Annotated in this window: 20 protein-coding genes; 5 read left to right on the forward strand and 15 right to left on the reverse strand. The window is 68.5% G+C overall.

All coding sequences use genetic code 11. The features are described from left to right. Positions 1-11 precede the first annotated feature (11 nt). Complete coding sequence (locus ACFPJ1_RS27290) at positions 12-1,910, reverse strand: GTP-binding protein (RefSeq protein ID WP_380108186.1); 1,899 nt, start codon at positions 1,908-1,910, stop codon at positions 12-14. Between the two features lie 280 nt (positions 1,911-2,190). On the opposite strand from ACFPJ1_RS27290, the gene ACFPJ1_RS27295 reads away from it, so the two are divergent. From ACFPJ1_RS27295 to ACFPJ1_RS27305, 3 genes are all read left to right on the forward strand, one after another. After that, the gene (locus ACFPJ1_RS27295) at positions 2,191-3,513 is read left to right on the forward strand and encodes a hypothetical protein (RefSeq protein ID WP_380108187.1); all 1,323 of its coding nucleotides are present in this window, start codon (positions 2,191-2,193) and stop codon (positions 3,511-3,513) included. 181 nt (positions 3,514-3,694) lie between these two features. Then, the gene (locus tag ACFPJ1_RS27300; RefSeq protein ID WP_380108188.1) at positions 3,695-5,074 is read left to right on the forward strand and encodes a class I tRNA ligase family protein; all 1,380 of its coding nucleotides are present in this window, start codon (positions 3,695-3,697) and stop codon (positions 5,072-5,074) included. Beyond that, a complete protein-coding gene (locus tag ACFPJ1_RS27305) occupies positions 5,071-5,442 on the forward strand; it encodes an avidin-fold protein (RefSeq protein WP_380108190.1) in 372 nt (123 codons plus the stop codon). The genes ACFPJ1_RS27300 and ACFPJ1_RS27305 overlap by 4 nt, the downstream gene beginning before the upstream one ends. A gap of 25 nt (positions 5,443-5,467) precedes the next feature. Here ACFPJ1_RS27305 and ACFPJ1_RS27310 read toward each other — a convergent pair whose 3' ends face one another. Then, positions 5,468-7,183, reverse strand: a complete 1,716-nt coding sequence (locus tag ACFPJ1_RS27310) for a hypothetical protein (protein ID WP_380108192.1) — start codon at positions 7,181-7,183, stop codon at positions 5,468-5,470. Positions 7,184-7,343: 160 nt separating this feature from the next. Between ACFPJ1_RS27310 and ACFPJ1_RS27315 the strand changes: the two genes are divergently transcribed. Both ACFPJ1_RS27315 and ACFPJ1_RS27320 read left to right on the forward strand, forming a co-directional pair. Further along, positions 7,344-7,736: a hypothetical protein gene (locus ACFPJ1_RS27315; protein WP_380108193.1), complete on the forward strand. Its 393-nt coding sequence runs from the start codon at positions 7,344-7,346 to the stop codon at positions 7,734-7,736. After that, positions 7,733-8,122 (forward strand): VOC family protein, encoded by a 390-nt coding sequence (locus tag ACFPJ1_RS27320; RefSeq protein WP_380108194.1) that lies wholly within the window; start codon positions 7,733-7,735, stop codon positions 8,120-8,122. The genes ACFPJ1_RS27315 and ACFPJ1_RS27320 overlap by 4 nt, the downstream gene beginning before the upstream one ends. A gap of 83 nt (positions 8,123-8,205) precedes the next feature. On the opposite strand, the gene ACFPJ1_RS27325 is transcribed toward ACFPJ1_RS27320, so the two are convergent. From ACFPJ1_RS27325 to ACFPJ1_RS27385, 13 genes are all read right to left on the reverse strand, one after another. Next, positions 8,206-9,141, reverse strand: a complete 936-nt coding sequence (locus tag ACFPJ1_RS27325; protein ID WP_380108195.1) for a 4-(cytidine 5'-diphospho)-2-C-methyl-D-erythritol kinase — start codon at positions 9,139-9,141, stop codon at positions 8,206-8,208. A gap of 3 nt (positions 9,142-9,144) precedes the next feature. Next, complete coding sequence (gene rsmA / locus ACFPJ1_RS27330; protein ID WP_380108197.1) at positions 9,145-10,032, reverse strand: 16S rRNA (adenine(1518)-N(6)/adenine(1519)-N(6))-dimethyltransferase RsmA; 888 nt, start codon at positions 10,030-10,032, stop codon at positions 9,145-9,147. 19 nt (positions 10,033-10,051) lie between these two features. After that, the gene (locus ACFPJ1_RS27335) at positions 10,052-11,179 is read right to left on the reverse strand and encodes a transglycosylase family protein (protein ID WP_380108199.1); all 1,128 of its coding nucleotides are present in this window, start codon (positions 11,177-11,179) and stop codon (positions 10,052-10,054) included. A 217-nt stretch (positions 11,180-11,396) separates the two neighbouring features. Beyond that, positions 11,397-12,011: a nitroreductase family protein gene (locus ACFPJ1_RS27340; protein WP_132288991.1), complete on the reverse strand. Its 615-nt coding sequence runs from the start codon at positions 12,009-12,011 to the stop codon at positions 11,397-11,399. 27 nt (positions 12,012-12,038) lie between these two features. Continuing rightward, the gene (locus ACFPJ1_RS27345; RefSeq protein ID WP_380108201.1) at positions 12,039-12,944 is read right to left on the reverse strand and encodes an ornithine cyclodeaminase family protein; all 906 of its coding nucleotides are present in this window, start codon (positions 12,942-12,944) and stop codon (positions 12,039-12,041) included. Beyond that, entirely contained in the window at positions 12,938-13,852 is a 915-nt protein-coding gene (locus tag ACFPJ1_RS27350) for a TatD family hydrolase (protein ID WP_380108202.1), read from the reverse strand. Before ACFPJ1_RS27350 ends, ACFPJ1_RS27345 begins: the two co-directional genes overlap by 7 nt. 42 nt (positions 13,853-13,894) lie before the next feature. Next, a complete protein-coding gene (locus ACFPJ1_RS27355; protein ID WP_380108204.1) occupies positions 13,895-16,105 on the reverse strand; it encodes a hypothetical protein in 2,211 nt (736 codons plus the stop codon). 115 nt (positions 16,106-16,220) lie between these two features. Next, positions 16,221-16,649 (reverse strand): SRPBCC domain-containing protein, encoded by a 429-nt coding sequence (locus ACFPJ1_RS27360; RefSeq protein ID WP_380108205.1) that lies wholly within the window; start codon positions 16,647-16,649, stop codon positions 16,221-16,223. A 94-nt stretch (positions 16,650-16,743) separates the two neighbouring features. Next, on the reverse strand, positions 16,744-17,655 hold the full coding sequence (locus tag ACFPJ1_RS27365) for an NADP-dependent oxidoreductase (protein WP_380108206.1): 912 nt from the start codon (positions 17,653-17,655) through the stop codon (positions 16,744-16,746). A 95-nt stretch (positions 17,656-17,750) separates the two neighbouring features. Then, positions 17,751-19,322: a methionine--tRNA ligase gene (metG, locus tag ACFPJ1_RS27370; RefSeq protein WP_380108208.1), complete on the reverse strand. Its 1,572-nt coding sequence runs from the start codon at positions 19,320-19,322 to the stop codon at positions 17,751-17,753. A gap of 51 nt (positions 19,323-19,373) precedes the next feature. Beyond that, entirely contained in the window at positions 19,374-20,219 is an 846-nt protein-coding gene (gene rsmI, locus ACFPJ1_RS27375) for a 16S rRNA (cytidine(1402)-2'-O)-methyltransferase (RefSeq protein WP_380108209.1), read from the reverse strand. Next, positions 20,216-20,473: a hypothetical protein gene (locus ACFPJ1_RS27380; RefSeq protein WP_380108211.1), complete on the reverse strand. Its 258-nt coding sequence runs from the start codon at positions 20,471-20,473 to the stop codon at positions 20,216-20,218. The genes rsmI and ACFPJ1_RS27380 overlap by 4 nt, the downstream gene beginning before the upstream one ends. Then, positions 20,470-20,712 carry a hypothetical protein gene (locus ACFPJ1_RS27385; protein ID WP_380108212.1) on the reverse strand — a complete coding sequence of 81 codons (243 nt, stop codon included), beginning with the start codon at positions 20,710-20,712 and terminating at the stop codon, positions 20,470-20,472. The genes ACFPJ1_RS27380 and ACFPJ1_RS27385 overlap by 4 nt, the downstream gene beginning before the upstream one ends. Positions 20,713-20,763: the final 51 nt, after the last annotated feature.

The following is a 20,763-nucleotide window of genomic DNA, read 5'->3' on the forward strand; positions in this document are numbered from 1 at the left end:
AACGGCTCTGACTAGGTCTGGTTGAGGTGGAGGAGGTATTGCTTTTGGTTGAGGGGGTTGCCGTCGGTTCGGGGGTGGTGGGGTGGGGGGCCGGGGACGGGGTGGAAGCCTTCGAAGGTGGTGAGGAGGACTCCTTCGCCGTGGGTGAGGCCGGGGAGTTGGGACTCGAAGGTGTGCAGGCGGCCGGCTGGGATGAGGCCGGTCAGGTGTGCCTGGTCCGGGGCGACGGTGGTGTCCTCGACCGTGGCCAGGGACTCCGCGAGCTTGGCTAGGACCGGGGACACCGCGTCGGGCGGGACCTCCAACTCGAAGCGGTTGACCGGCTCGTGCACTCGGGTCCCGGCGTCCTGAAGCGCCTGCATCAGGACCAGGGGAACCAGCCGCCGGAAGTCCGCGGCCACGGTCATCGGGGCGCTGTACCGCGTGTGGATGAGGTCCACCCGGCAGTCCGGGACCTCCCAGCCGTACAGACCTTGCTGCAGGGATTGCCGGGCGGTCTCCTCGATCGCCGTGTGGAACGCCCTCGGCAGCCCGCCGAGCTCCACCTCCAGCCGATAGTCGATACCAGGACCGCCTGGCGAGACGCGGAAGCCGACTCCCGCGTACCAGAGGTTGTCCGGGTCGCCGATCATGCGCACCGCAGTACCGACGCCGACCGGTCGCTCGATGTGGATCGGCTGCGTCTCGGCGAAGGTGACGGACAGCCCGTACTCCGTCTCCAGCAGCGAGGCGATCACCTCCTTCTGCACTTCGCCGTACAGGTGGACCGAGATCTCCTGGCTCTGCGGGCTCTTGCGGACCTGGATCAGCGGGTCCTGTTCGGCGAGTTGCTGCAGCGCGACGTACAACTTCGTGCGGTCGGGCGACTCGACGACGGTCTCCAGCGTCGGCGGGGAGAAGAGTTGCCCGGCTCGCTCCACCGAACGGCCGAGCTGGTCGCCGATCTGGACCTCCTTCAGACCGCGCAGCGCCACGATCCGCCCGGCCTCCGCCGCGTCGACCGGGATCGTCCCGCCGCGCTCGAAGACCCGGACCGACGTCGGCTTCGCACTGTACGACGTACCGCCGCGTCGCAGGTCGACGTACTCGCGTGCATGCAGGGTGCCTGCGAAGACCCGAGCGGAGGCGATCTTCTCCCCGGCCGGACCGCGTTCGACCTTGAACACCGTGCCCTGCAACGGCTCCGCCGGAGAGCCGGTTGCTCGTGGCAACCACTGACGGATCCCGTCGATCAGCTCGGGAACACCGTCGCCGGTCATCGCCGAGCCGAAGTACACCGGATGTGCGAGACACTCCCCCACCTGCCGGGCGAGCTCCTGCGGGTAGTCCGCCGGGGCCAATGAGCCGTCCAGATAGGCGGCCAGGAAGGTGTCGTTGTGGTCGGCAAGCAGTTCCCCGAGGATGTCCAAGGGAACAGGATGACTCCGGGCGGCGCGAGTCCCGAGGTCGCTCACGGTCGACAGCGGCGCCGCGCTGGGTGTGAGGAGCCGCCTGATGTCGGCGAGCAGACCGTCGTACCGGGCACCCATCCGGTCGGTCTTGTTCACGAACAGCAGCGTCGGGATGCGCAGCCGGGTCAGCGTGCGCATCAGCAACCGGGTCTGCACCTGGACGCCCTCGACCGCCGAGATGACCAGTACGGCGCCGTCCAGGACGGACAGTGCGCGCTCGACCTCGGCGATGAAGTCGGAGTGGCCCGGGGTGTCGATCAGGTTCACGGTCAGGTCGCCGAGCTCGAAGGAGACGACCGCCGAGCGGATCGTGATACCGCGCCGGCGCTCGAGGTCCATCGAGTCGGTGCGGGTGCTGCCGTCGTCCACGCTGCCGACGTGGTCGATCACGCCGGCCGCGTACAGCAGGCGTTCGGTCAGACTGGTCTTGCCGGCGTCAACATGCGCCAAGATGCCCATCGTCAGGGTGTTCAAAGGTCCTCGCGGGTGCGTCGCAGCGATCAGGAGTGATGGCGTAGATCGACACCCGGCGCATCTGGAACTCCCTCTCACTGGCTCCCGCGGGACAAACGTTTGTTGATGGTAATGCGGATCATTACCGGACGCACCTGTTTTTCTCCACCCCTTCCAACCGCGTCCGCCCGCCCAGTAGCCTGCGCCCCACGGCGGCCCAGGTCTTGCTCGAAAACTTCGCGGAACAAGGGATTCCGGGCGCCGTGGGGAGAAACAAGGAGCTCCTATGTCACTGACGGACGACTACCTCGCCGCTGCTGCCGAACGCGGGCCAAAAGCCAGTGCGATCCTCTCGGCGGCCGCACCGAAGCTCGATGCGACCACCTTTCTCGGCCGGTGCCTGAGCCGGCCCGCCTTCCTCGGCGCGACCGAGTACCGGCAACTCAAGGCCGATCTCGACCTGCTGCACTCCGCTCTGACCCGGCTGCCCGAGCGCGTCTTCGGCGGCGACCTCGCCGAGTTCGCCCGGTACGTCGGGCTGACCGAGCCGCAGGTTCAAGCCGTCTCCCGCGGCCGCGGGCCGGCGCCCAGCCGGATGGGCCGCGCGGACATGTACCGCGACGAGCAGGGCTTCCACCTGCTCGAGATCAACATGGGCAGCACCGTCGGCGGTGTCGACAACCCGGTTCTGAACGCGGCGATGCTCGAGCACCCGTTCATCGCCGAGTTCGTGGCGGCGAACCAGCTGACCAACGCCGAGACCATGGAGGACGTCGTCCGGACCATCCTGACCGAGGCGAAGGTGCCGACCGGCGTACGTCCGGTGATGGCGATCGCCGACTTCCCGGACAGCTACCCGGATCTGGAACGCCAGCTCCACAAGAGCGCGGAGATGCTGGCCCCACTGGGGATCGACGCGCTGCCCTGCCCGGTGGACGCGCTCGAGTACCGCGACGACCGGATCTGGCTGGGCGACCGCGCGATCGATGTGGTGTTCCGGCTGTTCATGATCGAGGACGTGCTGAAACCCGGCGCGGTCGAGATGCTGGAGCCGGTGCTGCAGGCCTCAGAGCGCGGGCACGTCTCGATCTTCACGCCGCTGGACGCCGAGCTCTACGGCAGCAAGGGATCGCTCGCGCTGCTGTCCGACGAGGCGTACCGCGACCGCTACCCCGCAGACGAACTCGCCGCGCTTGACCGGATCCTGCCGTGGACCCGGATGGTTCGCAGCGGCCCGGTCACCGTGGACGGGCAGCGGGTGGATCTGCTCGAGCACGCCATCGCGAACCGCGAGGAACTCGTGCTCAAACCGACCGCCCTGCACGGCGGCGACGGCGTACTGCTCGGCTGGCAGACCGACGAGGCCACCTGGGCCGACCGGCTGGCCGAGGCGATGGACAACCCGTGGGTGCTGCAGCGGCGGATTCGGCCGGTGCCGGAGGAGTTCCTGACCGACGACGGCAGCGAGCAGTGGCTGCTCACCTGGGGCGCGTTCCTGGTCTCCGGCGGGCTCGGCGGCTTCCTGATCCGCGGCTCGCAGGAGCTCGACGGCGGCGTTGTCAACATGGCTACCGGGGCCACCGCCACGTGCTGTTTCTACCAGCTCTGAGTCTTCAAACGTTCGTTTACACCAGCGGGATGAGAACCCCTTGTTTGCAAGGGTTTTCCGTCTGGCGGAGGGTTCAGGCGGAGGAGTAACGTCGCGGACTGCGACCGATCCGGTGGCAAGCGTCACCGGGTCGGCGCATGTCCACCGACCGTTATCGCCGCTCGGGCAGGAGCCGCCCCGCATGACCACCACGACCGCCACCGGCGTCACCGTTGTCATCGTTCCCCCCGCCACCGCCAACGGGCCGATGCACGTCGGCCACCTCTCCGGTCCCTACCTGGCCGCCGACATCGCCGCCCGGGCCGCTCGGGCCCGCGGTGAACGCGTCGTCACGACCGCCGGGTTCGACGTACACCAGAACTGGGTGCTGACGCGGGCCGAGAAGGAAGGCGTCGACGTCGAGAAACTGGCCGCCTCGTTCCGCGAGGAGATCGTAGCCGCGCTGGATGCCGCCAGGATCCAGTACGACGTGTTCCTCGACCCGCAGAGTCCGGAGTACCAGCGCGGTGTCACCACCCTCGCCGCCGATCTCACCACGGCCGGGCGCTTCCCGATGCGCAAGCTCACCCTGCTCGCCTGCTCGGACTGCAATCGCACCCTGCACCAGTCGTACGTCGTGGGTAAGTGCGCGTGGTGCGGCTCCGAGGCCGCGGGAGGTGGCTGCGAGGGCTGCGGCGGTTACACCTCGGCCGAGAACCTGATCGACCCGCACTGCAACCGTTGCGGCGGCGAACCCCGGCCCTTCACGGCGACCGTGCCGGTGCTTCCGATGGAGGACTACCGCGAGGAACTGATCGAGGTCTGGCTGCGCGCCGAACTGTCGGACCGCGCCCGCCAGATCGTCACGCACTACCTGGAGAACCGGCTCCCCGACGTACCGATCGCGTATCCCACCAACTGGGGACTCGCCGGCACCGGGCCGCACTCGGGGCTCCGGCTCGAGGTCTACGCCGAGGTCGGTCTCAGCAACCTGTACGGCGTTGCGGAGTCGCTCAAGCCCGGGTCGCTCGGGCTGGAGGACACGACCGCGGCGTGGTCCGAAGTTGCCGGACTCTGGCACTTCAACGGGATCGACAACGGGTTCTACTTCGCGTTGTTCTGGCCGGCCGTCTACCTGGCCGCGGGGGTTGCGCCTGAGGCGATCGGTGGCGCGCAGGTCAACGAGTTCTACACGCTCGACGGAGAGAAGTTCTCGACCAGCCGCAACCATGCGATCTGGGCGAACGACTTCCTCGACCAGGAGGACGTCGACATCGTCCGCCTCTACCTCGCCTGGGACCGGCCGGACCGTTTCGCCAGCGACTTCACGCTCTCGTCGTACCGCGAGTTCGAGGCCTACGTGCGTCCGCTGCTGGATGGTGCCCGCGGCAACAATGTCGGTGAGGGGGCGCAGGACGGCTCGATGCCGCCGCTGATGGCCGAGGCCGACGTGACCCGTGGCGTCGCCGCGTTGAGGCCGCGCGGCTTCGACCCGGCGCTCGCAGTACGAGCGGTGCTGACAGGCCTGGCCGCGAGTGCGCCGGGCGCCGAGATGCTCCTCCAGATCCTGACCGGAAGGTGACCGTGGAAGCCCCCAACTACGACGGCCGCATCTTCCGCCCGGTCGGCAATCCCCCGGGCGCGCCGACCGGCCGCTACCACCAGAACGGCAAGCTGATCTGGGCCGAGTTCGGCGGTGGAAGGCTCCACTTCGGCCGCCTGGTAGGTACCTGCGACACCGACGGCACCATCGACGCCAGCTACTGCCAACTAGCCACCGACGGCGGCGTAACAGCCGGCCGAGTCCTCAGCGTCCCCGGCTACACCGACGACGGCACTCTGACCCTCACCGAGAACTGGCGTCGCCTAGACGGCTCCTCCGGCATCTCCGTCATAGAAGAGGTCGACCCCGCCCTGGCACCCCCACCCCCCGAATCCCTCACCGGCTAGTACTACGCCTCGGACTCGCGGCGAGCTATTCGGTGGGGTGTGGGTGGGTGCCGGTGTGGTCTACGAGGAATTTGTAGCCGTGGGGGGTGGTCCATTCCAGGGCGTTGTCGTTGAGGCGCTGGACCTTCCAGTGCCCGTGGGTCTTGACCCGGTGGCTGTAGCGCCGCAGGGGTGTGAGGTTGGTGGTGCTGGTTTGGCGTGGTGGGCCGGTTGGGTTGTAGGGGTGAATGTGGTCGAGGTCGGTGCTGTAGGTGGTGTCGCCTGTCCCGAAGGGGAACTGCTCTACCGGGTGGGTGAGCTTGACCCGTTCGCGGATCCGGTGGGGGATCTCGTAGGCGTCGACACTGACCTTGTCGTTCAGATCGATGACCGGGCGCAGGACGATCTGGTCGTGTCCGAGTAATTCGCTCAACCGAGCCGCGAGCACTGGGCCAAAACCTTCGACTCGCGCGACACCTTCGCCTGCGAACAGAGTCTCGCCGGCCACGTGCACATAGAGGTTTGTCCGCCCGGTTCTGCGCATGCCTGCGCCAGCGGAGCCGGCGGCATACGCCGCTTGTCTGATCGCTGCCACCTTCGCGGCCACCATCCGCCATTCCTGCTCGGACTGCTCGGGCTGCTCGGGCTGCTCGGGACGCTCGGACTGCTCGTGCCGCTCGGGCTGCATAGCCTCTGTGGGCTCGGCGGTCTCTACAGCTCCCGCATCTTTGGCACAGATGTCGGCCGAAGGCACGCAGTTGTCAGCGGGGTTCGCGTCGGGGGCGTGGGCGGTGGAGGCGATCGGCTGGGGTGGGCTCTGGTCGGCATCGTGCCGGTCGCCTGCGTCGTCGCTCCCCTGGGCAGCCTCAGCACTGTGGTTCGCGCAGGATGACTTGTCGGGTTCAGGTGCCGCGGTCGTGGTAGGTGTGGGGGCGGTCTTGGTGAGGACGTGGGCTACATCCAGCAGCTGGTGGGCGAGTTTCGGGTCGGCGAGGATGCCGATGGCCTTGGCTCGGCGGCGGTCCAAGGGCGAGGTGTCGCCGAGGGCGGCGAGCGCATCGGCGAGCTGGGTGAGGGTTGCGTCCAAGCGGATCACATCACCGGTGGCTGCGCGGACGAAGAGGGTGGTGGTGCCGTGGTCGTCTGTGCGGCCGGTCCACACGCCACGCTCCCTGGCCTTCTCCTCGGCCGCTTTGCGGGCCGCTACCGGATCTGCCTGCCAGATGGCGGCTTTGACGATGAGGCTCAGGCGGTACGGCGTGACCGAGTCGATGATGCCGGCCACTCGTCGGTCGACGATCGCCGCGGCTTCCATCGACAGTGTCACGCAGGCGGTTGCGACCTGACATGCCTTCCAGGGTGTTGCCCGGTCGGACTGCACTTCTTCCCAGATCTTCGGGAGGCGGTGTTGCAGCGAGAGCGCCTGACCGATGAACCGGGCCGCGGCTGCGGCTGAGCGTCCGGTCACGGCGCCGAACTCGGCGGGAGCGAACTCGGCGATACTCGGACAGCCGGGACCGCCGTACACCTTGTGGCGTTCGCTTCCGGGGATCGTCTCGTCGCCGGGGATCATGGACGTTCCCGGGAACAGGTCAGCGTAGTGCGCGGCAAGCTGGAGCAGTTGAGAATCGATCCGGCGCTGCATGGCGTGCAACCGCGCGGCCGCGGCGAGCGTCTCGGCCGCGTCGAGGTCGGCCACATCCATGTCGAACATGCATTCGATTCTATACCCGTGAGACGAGACGCCGCGAATTCTTGTCACCCGGTTTTCCCTTATCCACAACGGGAAACCTCACACAGCCCGAGACTCTCAGACGAGATATACAGACGGGCCGAACCCGCTGATGGTGGCCGCTGGTGTGTTACCAGCGGAGTCAAACTTTCTGGCAGGGGTTGAGTTGAGGGGTGGGAAGGATGGCTGGGTGAGCAGACGGCAGAAGCCCTCACGGCAGTTGTCGGTGGACGACCAGATCCAGGTCATGTGGGCCGTGTCGAAGGGCGAGTTGTCATTGGCCGAGGCAGCACGTCGGCATGGTGTGTCCTCGGCGACGGTCGGCAACTGGCGCGACCGGCGCGGCGGGACCTGGCTGATCTGCGCAGTCATCGACTACGCCGCCGAGTGCCGCCTCGCCGCTAGTCACACCCCGACGTCTCGCGGCCAGGAGGCATCCCGTTCCGCCACGCCTAGAATGCTCTGCGACCCCACCAGGCCCTCGACGAACGCACACCACGCGCGGCTTACCTCGCCGTCGAGCACTGCGATCAGCGTGTGGCGTTCGGCGGGCCCGCTAGTTGACTGGGAGATCCTGACATGACCAGTAAGTTCACCGAACTGGCGATCGACTGTGCCGATCCCAGCGGTCTCGCCCGGTTCTGGTGCTCGGTCCTTGACTACGAGGTGCAAGAAGAAATCGACGGAACTGTCACAATCGGCTCCCCCAGGGTGCCTGAAGGCAAGGACCGCCTCGGCCCGGTGCCACCGACGTTGACATTCGCGCCCGTGCCCGAGGGCAAGACGATCAAGAACAGGCTCCACCTCGACGTCAACCCAACCGACAGGGACCAAGACGAAGAGGTCCGTCGCCTGCTCGACCTCGGTGCTCGACACGCCGACGTCGGCCAAACCGGCGATGAGAGCTGGGTCTGTCTTGCCGACCCAGAGGGAAACGAGTTCTGCGTCCTCGCGGGCCGCCGCCCCTGATCGGAGGCCGTCCTTCCCTTATCCACAACGGGAACATCACACCCAGGACCCACAGACAACGACGAGCGGTGTGGGCCGCAGTACTAGCGGTTGATGGGGGCTGGGTGGATTCGGGCGCCGGGGACTGGGCCTTCGGCTTGGCGGACCATTCGGCAGAGGCCGGATTCGGCTAGTTCTACGGCCAGGTCCACGGCTCGGCGGCTGTCGGCGGCCAGGAAGAGGCAGGTCGGGCCGGACCCGGAAATCAGCGCGGCCAGGGCGCCCTGGTCGAGGCCGAACTGGAGGGTGTCCGCCAGTTCTGGGCGCAACGACAGCGCCGCGGCCTGCATGTCGTTGCTAAGGGCAACCGCGAGCGCCGTGGGTTCGCCGGAGAGGAGCGCGGAGAGCAGCTCCGGCTGGACCTCGGGCTGCTCCACCCGGCGCAGCGGGCGAAGGCGGTCGAGTTCCTGGTAGACGGCAGGAGTGGAGAGGCCGCCCTCCGCAATGGCGAAGACCCAGTGGAACGTGCCGCGCGACATCACCTCCGTGACCTGCTCACCCCGCCCGCGCCCCAACGCCGTATGCCCGACCAGGCAGAACGGTACGTCGCTGCCGAGTTCCGCGCCGACATGCTCCAGCTCGGCCTGGGACAACCCGAGTCCCCACAGCCGGTTGCACGCCACCAGCGTCGCCGCGGCGTCGGTGGAACCGCCTGCCATGCCGCCGGCGACCGGGATGGTCTTGCGGATGACGAGGTCGACGCCTTCCTCGACGTCGTACTCCGCTTGCAGCAACCGGGCGGCCCGGACCGCGAGGTTCGAGTCGTCGGCCGGGACGTCGTCCGCGAAGTCGCCGACCACCTCGACCGTGACACCGTCGTCGTCCCGCAGGGTCGCGGTGACGTCGTCGTACAGAGCGACGGCCTGGTAGACGGTGGCAAGCGGGTGGAACCCGTCCGGACGCGGCGGGCCGACGGACAGACCGAGATTGATCTTGGCCGGCGATCGGACCGTGACCTGGGCTTGAGGTGGCACTGGCACAGGTTAGTGCCCTTCGGAGGCCGCGCCCGCGATCCGAGCGAATTCGGCGATGCCGAGCATCTCGCCACGCAGCGTCGGGTCGATGCCCGCGGCCCCCAGTACGGCGTCCAGCCGGTCGCGGTCCGGCATCCACCGCGAGAGCGCCGAGCGGAGCGTCTTGCGGCGCTGCGAGAAGGCCGCCTCGATCACGGCGAACACGTCCTCGCGGGTCGCCGCAGTGGCGGGTGGCTCGCGCCGCTCGAAGGCGACCAGGCCGGAGTCGACGTTCGGGGCCGGCCAGAACACGTTCCGGCCGATCGGCCCGGCGCGGCGGACGTCGGCGTACCACGCGGCCTTGGCGGACGGTACGCCGTACGTCCGGGAGCCGGGGGGCGCCGCGAGTCGATCGGCGACCTCGGACTGGACCATGACGAGGCCGTGCCGCAGCGACGGCGAGATTGCCAGCAGGTGCAGTAGCACCGGTACGGCGACGTTGTACGGGAGGTTCGCCACGCAGGCCTCGGGGGTGCCGATCTGGGCCGGTAGCACGTGCATCGCGTCCGCCTCGACCACGGTCAGCCGATCAGCCTGGTTGGGCGCGTACTTCGCGATCGTGGCAGGCAGCGCCTCGGCCAGCACCGGGTCGATCTCGACCGCGGTAACCCGGTGACCCTCGGCGAGCAGCGCCAGCGTCAAGGAGCCGAGTCCGGGGCCGACCTCGAGCACGGTCTCGCCGGTGTCGGACAGGTCGGCGGCGCGGACGATCCGGCGGACGGTGTTCGGGTCGATGACGAAGTTCTGGCCGCGCTGCTTGGTCGGGCGGACCCCGAGCGACTCGGCCAGCGAACGCACTTCCGCCGGACCGAGAAGCCTCGGTCCGGCGGAAGTGGATGATGAATCAGCGCTGGTCACACACGCCAGTCTGTCAGGCTCAGGCCCTCTGGCCGCAGACCGGCCAGGCGCCGTAGCCACCGCGGTCGGCCTTGACCTTCTCCGCGATCGCGATCTGCTGCGCCTTGGAGGCCAGGTGGGCGTTGGCCGCGTAGGCGTCGCCGCCGTAGGCCACCCAGGTGCCGTGGTCGAACTGCAGGCCGCCGTAGTACCCGTTGCCGGAGTTGATCGACCAGTTGCCGCCCGACTCGCACTCGGCGATCCGGTCCCACGCGCCGGTGTTGCCGCTCGGCGGCGGCGGCGTCGGCGTCGTCTCGGTGGTCGGCTCCTCGGGCTTCGGCTTGGTGCCGACCGTGACCAGTTCGTCGACCGGCTGCTTCACCACGGTGGCGGTGACGAGCTTCTTGGTGGTCAGCTTGCCGTCCAGGTAGGTCAGCACGTACTTGACCGACTTCGTCCCGAGGGCGCCCTTGGTGGTGGTCTTGGTCTCGCCCACGGTCAGCGTGGCCGACTTGGTCTCCTTCTTGGAGAAGGCGATCGCCTGCCTCTCGGCGACGGTCCTCACGTCGACCTTGACCACGGTGATCCGGTTTACGCCCGGCTTGAGAGCCGTCGTCGGGACCGGCACGACCTTGTCGTCACGATCGAAGGCGACCTTGGCGCCGGTCAGCGCCTCGGCGACGGTGGAAGCCATCGACTTCACGGCCACCACCTTGCCCTGCCGGACGATCTGGACGGTCTTCGGGGTACGGACCACGAGCTCCAGGCCCTCGCGCCCGATGGGGGCGCTGCGGCTGGTGGAGAACACGGCTCCGTCGTACCGCAGGCCCAGGTCGGCCAGCGCCTCGTTCACGCTGTCGGCCGTGGTCCAGAAGCTTCTCTTCGTGCCGTCCGCGTTGACGGTCAGCTGGCGGCCGTACTGCACCGCGATCTCCTGACCCTCCCGCAGCTTGGAGTCCAGCGAGGGCGCGACCACGTCACGCTCACCGACCTGGATCTTCTCCGCCTTCAGGGCGTCCTCCACGGTCGAGCCGAAGGTGTGAACCTTCTGCACCTGGCCGTCGACGGAGAGGCTCACGGTCTTGCTCTTGCTCGCATAGGCCACAGAGCCGCCCACGACGGCGAACACAGCCGTGGCGCCCACGACCGCGATGATGGACTTACGCACTAACGCTCCCAGGTAGAGCTACCCGGGCACGGGGTGGGACAGCACTGGCAAACGCCGCGAATGCCGGGTTGCAGGGCCCGGAAACCACGGTCTTCGCCGAGGGGCGTGCTCTCCAGGACCTTCCCCGATCCCGGCCAACATCACGAGACAGTAACGAAGAAGTCCCGAGAGTGCCAATCCCCTCGCCGACAAAGCCGGAAAAGGTGTAATGGGGCGCTTACGCTTCGTGTTGCCCCCAGTGGCCCCGATGGACCACTTCGGCGGTCGTCCGGCGCCCTCTTTTCAGCGACGGGGACCGCCGGTCCGGGGCCCGGTAACCGATCGAGATGACCCCGATCGGATCGAACCCGTCGGGTACTCCGAACTCCGCCTTCAGCCGGCCGACCTTGTCCGCCGGAGGCCCGAAAAGGCAAGCGCCCAAGCCTTCGTCGACCACCGTCTGCAACATCAGCAGGGCCGCCATGCCGGTGTCGACGTACCAGTACGGCGCGGTCCAGTGCGATTCGTCCCGGTCGGTCCAGCCCTTGTCCGGCTCGGTGTACCGATCGAGGTACGCGTCCTTGTGCGCGAAGGCGAAGATCAGCAGCGGCGCCCGGCGCAATCCTGTGATCCACTCCACATACTTCTCATCCGGGTTCTCGGCCGCGATCGACCAATAACGCTCCCGGTCGTCGCCCTCGAGGGTGAGGAACGCCCAGCCCTGGCTGAACCCGCCGGAGGGTGCCCGCAGGCCGTTCTCGAGGATGCGCTCCCGGATCTCCACCGGTACCGGCCGGTCGGCGTCGTAGTTGCGGACCATGCGCCGGCGGCGGACCACCTCACTGAACTCCATGCCGGACTGTCTATCAGTCCCCGCAACTCAGCTCAGTAATCGAGCCAGCAGGTAGGTCTCGGTCCCGGCCAGCCCGACCGAGCAGAAGATCACCGTCTGGTCCGCCGACGTCCGCCCCGGCGCCTCCCCCGCCAGCACCGCGCCCAGACTGGCCAGCCGGTCATGCTGCTCGGTGCCGGTCAGGATGAAGGGCGGGTCGTACGCCGACGTCTGGGCGACCGAGTCCGTCACGGCGACGTCCGCGCGAGCGACCAGGTCCGGCCCGAACTCGGCGCGCCCGACCTGCTTCGGCCCGAGGGTGGTGACGTAACTCCCCGGCGCGATCCAGGACGCCTCGACCACCGGCGCCGGGCTGTTCGTCGCGAGCACCACCAGGTCCTTACCCTCGACGGCCTCTCGCGCGGATCCAGCGGCGTCCACCGGCAGCCCCAGCTCACCGGAAACCCTTGCCACGAAGGCGTTCCGGCGTACCGGATCGCGACTGAAGACGGACACCGAGGTGAGCGAGCGGACGGTGGAGATCGCCCAGAGTTGGTTCCACGCCTGTGTGCCGGTGCCGAGCAGACCCAGGCTGGCGGCCGTCGGGGAGGCGAGCGCGTCGAGAGCGACGGCACCGATCGCGCCCACCCGGCGAGGACCGAGTTCGTTGCCGACGGCAAGCCCTCTGACAGCACCGGTGTGCCAGTCGTGCACGACGACCAGCTGAGCACCCGGGTCGAAGGAGAAGGAGTCGTAGGAGCGGTAGCCGTACCACTCCCCCGTCAGGGCGCCGGTGGTGAAGACGAGCCGCCCGTCGCCGAGCTCCGTACTGACTCGCGGCGGGGTGTGCAGCGCGCCGGAGTGAGCGGCCAGCACGGCCTCACGCATCCAGCCGACGGCCGAGCGCGCGTCGAGGCGCTCGGCGATGTCGGCGTCGGTGAGGACTGTTACCACGAGCCGCCGAAGGCCCGGTCGGCGTTGTCGGACAGGGCGCCGCAGAGCTCGGCGACCGAGATGTTCAGCACGCCCGCCATCTTCCGGACCGTGTGCGGGATCAAGTACGACGCGTTCGGCTGGCCGCGGTGGGGGGACGGCGTCAGGTACGGCGCGTCCGTCTCGACCAGGACCCGGTCGAGCGGCGTGACGGCGAGGGCGTCCCGCAGCGACTGCGCGTTCTTGAAGGTGACTACGCCGGCGAAGCTCAGGAACGCCCCGCGGTTGACGCACTCGCGGGCGAACTCGGTGTCGCCGGAGAAGCAGTGCATCACCAGCCGGTCCGGCACCCCCTCGCGGTCCAGGATGGCCAGGATGTCGTCGTGCGCGTCGCGGTCGTGGATCATCAGCGTCTTGTCCAGCCGCTTCGCCAGGTCGATGTGCGCGGCGAACGACTCGTGCTGCGCGGCCCGGCCGTCCTCGCCGGTGCGGTAGTAGTCCAGCCCGGTCTCGCCGATCACCCGGACCTTGTCCGAGCTCTTCGCCAGCCGCTCGATCTCGGCCAGCGCGTTGTCGAGCTCGCCAGCGGCCTGCAGACGCGGTGCTTCGTTCGGGTGCAGTGCGACGCCCGCGATGAGGTTCGGGTACTGCTGGGCGGCCTCTACCGCCCAGAGCGCGCCGGGGAGGTCGCAGCCGACCTGGACGATCCGGGTCACCCCGACCGACGAGGCGAGCTTGATCGCCTCGGCCGCACCCAGCCAGTTGCCGTCTTCACCGTCGGCGATGTCCAGATGGCAGTGCGCGTCGACGACGCTCATCGGCAACGGGTCCGGCAGAGCGGGCCGGCTGCGGTCCCTCGACCGGCCGTCCTCTCCGATGGCAGCACGTTCCCGCGTCGGGCGTTCGACCTCCACACCGTCGGTAGACATGGTGCCCAGCCTACTTACCGCGCGCGGTGGATCCGCACGCGATCACCGCAGCCGGTAGATCCGGACGTCGGAGTTGCCGAAGACCCGGTCCGCGAGCTTGTCGAGCTTGGGCGACACCGGCCCGGCGCGCAGATCGCCGATGATCAAGGTGACGCCGACGTCCCTCGAGAGCTTGGCGAGATGCTGCTCGGACGGCTTCTCGACCGCGGTCCGGCTGTCCAGCACCCGATCGGGCCACGGCGACGGCTGCCGCAGGAAGCTCCTCTTGTGGTCGGTGGCCGCGAGGTTGGCCGGCGAATACCCCCAGCCTCCCATCCACAACTGCACCCCACTCAGCCCGGAGATCCAGTAGGCGTCGTCAGGGCAGCCCGGCCGAAAGCGCGCCGGCAGGCAGAACACGTTGCTGACAGCCACATCATCGGGACGGGCGTGGTCGCGCAGCCACAGCATCGCGCTCTGCTCGTCCGCGGTGAGATAGGTGCGGTACGCGACGACCGGCAACGGCAACGGCCGGGTGGCCTTCTCCAGCGCTTGACCGAACACGATCAGCTGCAGAGGCAGGCCGGCCGCGACCGTCAGCACGATCACCTGTACTGCGATCGTCGCCGGCCGCCGCGCCCAGTTGATGCCCAAAATGACGACGGCCCCCACCACGGCCAGCAAGGCGAACGGCCCGAGCAACCCGGCGGCAGCTCGCGCCACCGTGTGAGTATTCGCCTCGGTCGGCCAGTAGAGATAGACCCCGACCGCCGTGAGAACGCCCGCCACACCGACGACGACGAGATCTCGGGTCCGCGTCCCGGGCGCCAGATTGACGCCGATGGCAACGACTCCGACCATCCCGAGCGCCAGTATCGCGCCCAGGAAGTGGTACTCGGAGTAGCCGGGGTGCGAGAACACCAAAGTCACCCCGGTCCCCGCGGCCACACACCCACCGATCCACCAGTACGCCGGGTCGCGGCGTACCGGATCCAGCTTCAGACCGAATAGCGTGAGCAGCCGGGGAGCCTCGATCAGCAGGAAGTACGTCAGCAGGGTCGCGCCGAACAACAGCATCCGGGGATCGGCCCCGGCCAACGACGCGAGCACCCAGCCTCCGGTGGCCGGGTAGGTCGTGTCGCCGCTCACGGCCTGGTAGTACGGCTGGACCCGCATCGACGCGAGCAACTGGACGCGACTCCCGCCCGAACTGCCGATCAGGGCGAAGGTCGAGGCGAACAGGAACCCTCCGGCCAGCACGCCGAGCACAGCGAGTCGCCAGGGCGGACGGCGTTCCGAGACCCAGCCGGCCACACCGGCGAAGGCGCAGCCGACCAGCATGATCGGGAGCAGCGTCGGCTTGGTGCCGGCGGCCAGAGCCAGCAGCAGAATCATCGCGGCCCAGACACCAGGGCTGCCCTGTCGCCGCAGGATCAGCACGGTCGGCCCGACCAGACCGAGCATCACCACCCCGGCCATCGTGCCGGTCGGACTCTGCACGGCCTGCGCGGCGGACATGTTGACCGAGGGGCTGTCCGCCAACTGCAGCGCACCCGGCAGTACTCCGGCCAGCGCGGCGGCGAGCGGCCCGGCCCAGGTGCGCTCGCTCAGCAACTCCCCCGCGGCCCAGGCGACGAGGACGAGCGTGATCGCCATGGTGAGCGGCCACTGATGCATCAGCACCTGCGGCGGCGGCACGTCCGACATCACCGAGCCGCTCGCCATAGTGGCGTTCGCGAACCAGTGGTAGATCAGTGGCTCACCCAGCACCGACAGGTCGGCCGGCGTTGCATCGCGGATCAGTTCTTGGACGAGACTCAACTGGTACCAGATGTCCTGGTGCCGGGCCGCCGCGATAGGTGGCAGCGGGATGGGCCGCAGCAGCACGACCACGGTCCGGAGGATGGCCACCAGCAGGCTCGTCACCAGGAGCAGATGCCACCACAACGGAGGCGCCAGGCTCGTACCGCGCCAGCTGAAGTGCGGCTGGAGAGCCGGGGTGAGAGCGAAGACCAGGAGCAGCGCCGCGACAGCGGCCCACTGGAGCAGCGGTACGCCGATCGCCGTACAAGCGGCCCAGATTGCCAGCTGCCAGGCCAGGCCGAGCACCGCGCCGAACCCGAGGTCCTGGGCCACCGACCGACCGCCGGCCAGGGCCCGCCACAGGAGCGTGCCGGGCAGCAGGACCGCGATCGACCAGGTGAACAGGTAGCGGATACTCTCGCCACCGGGGTCGCCGATCCAGGCGAGCAGCAGGACGGCGCTGACAGGCACGAACAGCCACCACCACACGGTCAGCCCGGATCCCGATGCCGACCGTGTGGTGGTGGCTGAAATGCCTGGTGAAGTGACCCCGATCACCCGTCAATGATGACGGATTGTCAGTACTTCAGCCGCGCTCGGCGGCCTCTTTCACGCCGTTGACGAGCATCTCCCACATGCCGCGGGAGTGCTCCGCCTCCTCCTCGCTGGCGTTGTTGTCCTGGCTCAGCGACAACCGGGTGGTGGTCCCGCTCTCTGCCAGCTCGTAGGTGAGCGTGTGGTAGTTCTCAGGCGTGTCCGGCTGACCGCTCAGCGGGCTGTAGTGAGTCACCTTGAGTAGGCGGCCGGGCTCGACCGCGAGGATCTCGCCCTTGTCCTCATACTCCTTGCCCTCGTACACGCCTTTCCAGATGATCGGGCTGCCGGGCTGCCAGTCGGTCTCCACCTCCGCCCCGAACATGAACTTCTTGATCTGCTCGGGGTCGGTCAATACCGCCCAGACCTGGGTCGGTGACGCGCTGATCTCGGTCTCCGCAGTGGCCACGTAGTCGGCCATGGTGTTCAGCTCCCATCGGTTCTGTCTCTTCCGACGGTACGGCCGGACAGTCTCTGGGTCTTGTAGAAAAGCGTCACCGCGCGCCGCGGCAGTGTTACGGGACCAGTACCAGCTTGCCTCGGGCGTGACCGGCCTCGCTGATCTCCTGGGCCTTGGCGGCATCGGCGAGGGTGAAGGTCTCGGCGACCTTCAGCTTCAGGTCACCGGCCGCGGCGAGCTGGAGCTGCTCCACGAGCCCGGCCTTGGTCTCCTCCGGCGACGTCCCGCCGGCGGACACGGCCACGCCGAGCTCGCCACCCGTCATGTCGGCGATCGTGACGATGCGGTCGGTGCCGCCCCGGAGCTCGATCGAGTCCGGCAGCGCGCCCTGGCCGGCCGTGTCGAACACCGCGTCGATGCCCTGCGGCGCGATCGCGCGAACGCGGTCGACCAGGCCGTCGCCGTACTCGACTGGAGTCGCACCGAGCGAGCGCAGGTACTCGTGGTTCGCCTGGGAGGCGGTGCCGATGACGGTGGCGCCGAGGGCGACCGCCAGCTGGACGGCGACCGCACCGACAGCACCGGCCGCGCCGTGGATCAGGACGGTTTCGCCGCTCTTCAGGCCGAGCTCGCGCAGTACGCGACGGGCCGTCTCACCGGCGATGGGGAGCGCCACGGCCTGCTCCCAGGGGAGTCCGGCCGGCTTCGGCGCAACCACGCCGACCACCGCGTGCTCGGCGTACGCGCCGCTGCTCGCCCAGCCGACGACCTCGTCACCGATCGCGAACTCGGTCACGCCCTCGCCCACCTCGTCGACCACACCGGCAACCTCGGCCCCCGGTACGGCGGGGAAGGTGGTCGGCATCATCGCCTCGAACCAGCCACGCCGAATCTTGTAGTCCATCGGGTTCACCCCGGCCGCCCGGACCGCGATCCGCACCTCACCCTGCCCCGCGTGCGGCTCCTTGGCCTCCTGGACCCGGAGCACCTCAGGACCACCGAATTCCTCGAACACAACCGCTCGCATCGGAACCTCCAGCATGTAGTTGAGAACTCAATCAAGCTCCTACAACTTTCAACTATGGAGGCGCCTCGGCGTATTCCCCGCAGAGGGCTCGGGTGTCAGGATTCGGGATCGGTGAGGCGGGGGAAGAGGGAGTCGCCCTTGACCAGGATCGAGCCGGCGGGGAGTTGGGCCCAGGTGCCGGAGTCCTGGATGCGCTGGTCCTTGAGAGGGCCGAGCTTGGCTTCGGCGCCGAGGAGGGTCCAGAGCTTGGCGGCGGTCTTCGGCATCGTCGGGTTGTGCAGGACAGCGACGGCTCGCAGTACCTCGGCCGAGGTGTAGAGGATGGTCGCCAGGCGCGCCTGCTGGGACTCGTCCTTCGCGACCTTCCACGGCTCCTGCTCGGAGACGTAGACGTTCACCGCGCCGACTAGGTCGTTGATCGCCGCCAGCGCGTCGTGGAACGCGAGGGTGTCGATCGCCTTGTCCGCCGTCGCGACGGTCTCCGCCAGCTTGTCCGCGAGCGCCTGCTCGGCCGGGCCGTGGTCGGTCGGCTCGGGCAGTTCGCCGTCGAAGTACTTGTTCACCATCGCCGCGATCCGGCTGGCCAGGTTGCCCAGGCCGTTGGCGAGCTCGGAGTTGTAGACCGCGCTCAGGTGCTCCCAGGAGAATGAGCCGTCCGAGCCGAACTGGATCGTCCGCAGGAAGTAGTAGCGGAAGGCGTCGGAGCCGAAGTGGTCGGTGATCTCGTTCGGCGCGATCGCGGTCAGCTTGGACTTGCTCATCTTCTCGCCGCCGACCAGCAGCCAGCCGTGCGCGAACACCTGCTTCGGCGTCGCCACCTCGGCCGCCATCAGCATGGCCGGCCAGATCACTGCGTGGAACCGCAGGATGTCCTTGCCGACCAGGTGCACGTCGACCGGCCAGAGCTGCTCGAAGCGCTCGGGGTCGGTGCCGTAGCCCGCGGCGGTGACGTAGTTCAGGAGCGCGTCAATCCACACGTAGAGAACGTGGTTCTCGTCCCACGGCACGGGGATGCCCCAGTCGAAGGTGGACCGGGTGATCGACAGGTCCTGCAGCCCCTGCTTGACGAACGAGATCACCTCGTTGCGCGCGCTGGCCGGCGCCACGAAGTCCGGCTGCGATTCGTACAGCTCGAGCAGGCGGTCGGCGTACGCGGAGAGCCGGAAGAAGTAGTTCGTCTCCGAGACCGTCTCCAGCTCGGTGCCGTGGATCATGCACCGCTGCGTGCCGTCCTCATCGGTGCGGATGTCCGCCGGCAGCTTGAACTCCTCGCAGCCGACGCAGTACAGGCCCTCGTACTCACCCTTGTAGACGTCGCCCTTGTCGTAGAGCGTCTGCCAGAAGTCGCGGACCCGCTCAGTGTGGCGCTGCTCGGTGGTGCGGATGAAGTCGTCGTAGTCGATGTCGACGTCGACCCAGGCCGGCTTCCAGGCCTCTTCGACCAGCTTGTCCGTCCACTCCTGCGGAGTCATGCCCTGCGCCTGGGCGCTGCGCATCACCTTCTCGCCGTGCTCGTCGGTACCCGTCAGGTACCACTTGCGCTCGCCGCGTTGGGCGTGCCAGCGGGTCAGGACGTCCCCGGCCACCGTCGTGTAGGCGCTGCCGATGTGCGGCGGGGCCGTGACGTAGTAGATCGGGGTGGTGACGTAAAAGGCCTTCTCGGACATAGGAAAAGGGTAGTGCTCCGGACCAGGGCCGATGACCAGGGTCTCAGGCGGCTACTTGGCGGCGCCTCGGGCAGCGAGCACGGCGTCGTACACGGTGCGTTTGGGGACGTTGTAGCGCTTGGCGACGTCGGAGATGGCCTGCTTGCGGGGCGTGCCGGCCTCCTCGTCCGCGGCGACCTCGGCGGCGAGCTCCTCGGGCCCGAGCTCGCGGGCGGAGGGATCGGCGCCGCTGACGACGACCGTGATCTCCCCGCGGACCCCCTCGGCGGCCCACTCGGCCAGCTCGGCGGCGCCGCCTCGCTTGACCTCTTCATAGGTCTTGGTCAGCTCGCGGCATACCGCAGTACGGCGGTCTGCTCCGAAGGCGTCAGCCATGTCCTTGAGCGACGCGGCGAGCCGATGTGGCGCCTCGAAGAAGATCATCGTGCGCTGTTCCTTGGCGAGCTCCTGGAACCGCTTCGTCCGCTCCCCCGATTTGCGCGGCAGGAACCCCTCGAAGGTGAACCGGTCCACCGGCAGCCCGCTCAGCGCCAGCGCGGTCAGTACTGCGGACGGCCCGGGTACCGCGGTGACCTCGACGCCGGCCTCGATCGCGGCGGCCACCAGCCGGTACCCCGGGTCGGACACGCTCGGCATCCCCGCATCGGTGACCACGACCACGGTCTGCCCCTCGACCAGCGCGGCGACCAACTCGTCCGTCCGCTGCCGCTCGTTCCCCTCGAAGAAACTGGTCACCCGCCCGTTGACCGCGATCCCCAGCTCCGACGTCAGCCGCCTCAACCGCCGCGTGTCCTCCGCGGCCACCACGTCGGCCTCCCCCAGCACCCGCGCCAACCGCGGCGAAGCATCCGAGAAGTCCCCGATAGGAGTCCCCGCCAACACCAGTCGCCCGCTCACGGCAGGAGAGTGAACGCGTTGACGTGATGAGGCCGGACCACGCTGAAGTGTCGCCTGTCCAATGTCGCGATCTCCTGAACTCCAAGCTGCTCCGCGAGAGCCACCACGGACGCGTCGACCAGCCCGAGCGGCAGGTCGGCGTACTTGCTGATGAGCTCCGCAATCGAATCGAGTGCCGCCGCGTCAGCCTGCGCGACGACGAAGTCACCGGAAGGGGCGGCTGCGACCAGGGGGCCGGTGTCGACAACGATCACGCGGGGCGACGACCGAACTCGGTGCGCAGGATGTCATCGATGTGCTCGGACAGATCCGGACGGCTGCCCTCGACGGCCGCGAACCAGGACGGCGGCCAGGCAACTGAAGGCTGATCAGCCGGCTCCTCCGCACCGTCGGGGCGAAGCCGCTGCAGTCGTAGCTCCGCCAGCAGATCGGCCGCCGCGCTCTCGGGCAGCGAGTCGATCAGTGCGTGCAACTCCTCTCGTGGCGTGCTCATGTCACAGAGTGTAGAAGGTCCACGAGCCGAATTCGCGGTATCCACAGCCGG

The sequence above is a fragment of the Kribbella qitaiheensis genome, assembly GCF_042657745.1.
Taxonomy (GTDB): Bacteria; Actinomycetota; Actinomycetes; order Propionibacteriales; family Kribbellaceae; genus Kribbella; species Kribbella qitaiheensis.

Coding starts and splice junctions, on each gene's coding strand:
- ACFPJ1_RS27290 (WP_380108186.1), bottom strand. CDS start 1,910: ATGGGCATCTTGGCGCATGTTGACGCCGGCAAGACCAGTCTGACCGAA.
- ACFPJ1_RS27295 (WP_380108187.1), top strand. CDS start 2,191: ATGTCACTGACGGACGACTACCTCGCCGCTGCTGCCGAACGCGGGCCA.
- ACFPJ1_RS27300 (WP_380108188.1), top strand. CDS start 3,695: ATGACCACCACGACCGCCACCGGCGTCACCGTTGTCATCGTTCCCCCC.
- ACFPJ1_RS27320 (WP_380108194.1), top strand. CDS start 7,733: ATGACCAGTAAGTTCACCGAACTGGCGATCGACTGTGCCGATCCCAGC.
- ACFPJ1_RS27340 (WP_132288991.1), bottom strand. CDS start 12,011: ATGGAGTTCAGTGAGGTGGTCCGCCGCCGGCGCATGGTCCGCAACTAC.
- ACFPJ1_RS27350 (WP_380108202.1), bottom strand. CDS start 13,852: ATGTCTACCGACGGTGTGGAGGTCGAACGCCCGACGCGGGAACGTGCT.
- ACFPJ1_RS27360 (WP_380108205.1), bottom strand. CDS start 16,649: ATGGCCGACTACGTGGCCACTGCGGAGACCGAGATCAGCGCGTCACCG.
- ACFPJ1_RS27365 (WP_380108206.1), bottom strand. CDS start 17,655: ATGCGAGCGGTTGTGTTCGAGGAATTCGGTGGTCCTGAGGTGCTCCGG.
- metG (WP_380108208.1), bottom strand. CDS start 19,322: ATGTCCGAGAAGGCCTTTTACGTCACCACCCCGATCTACTACGTCACG.
- ACFPJ1_RS27385 (WP_380108212.1), bottom strand. CDS start 20,712: ATGAGCACGCCACGAGAGGAGTTGCACGCACTGATCGACTCGCTGCCC.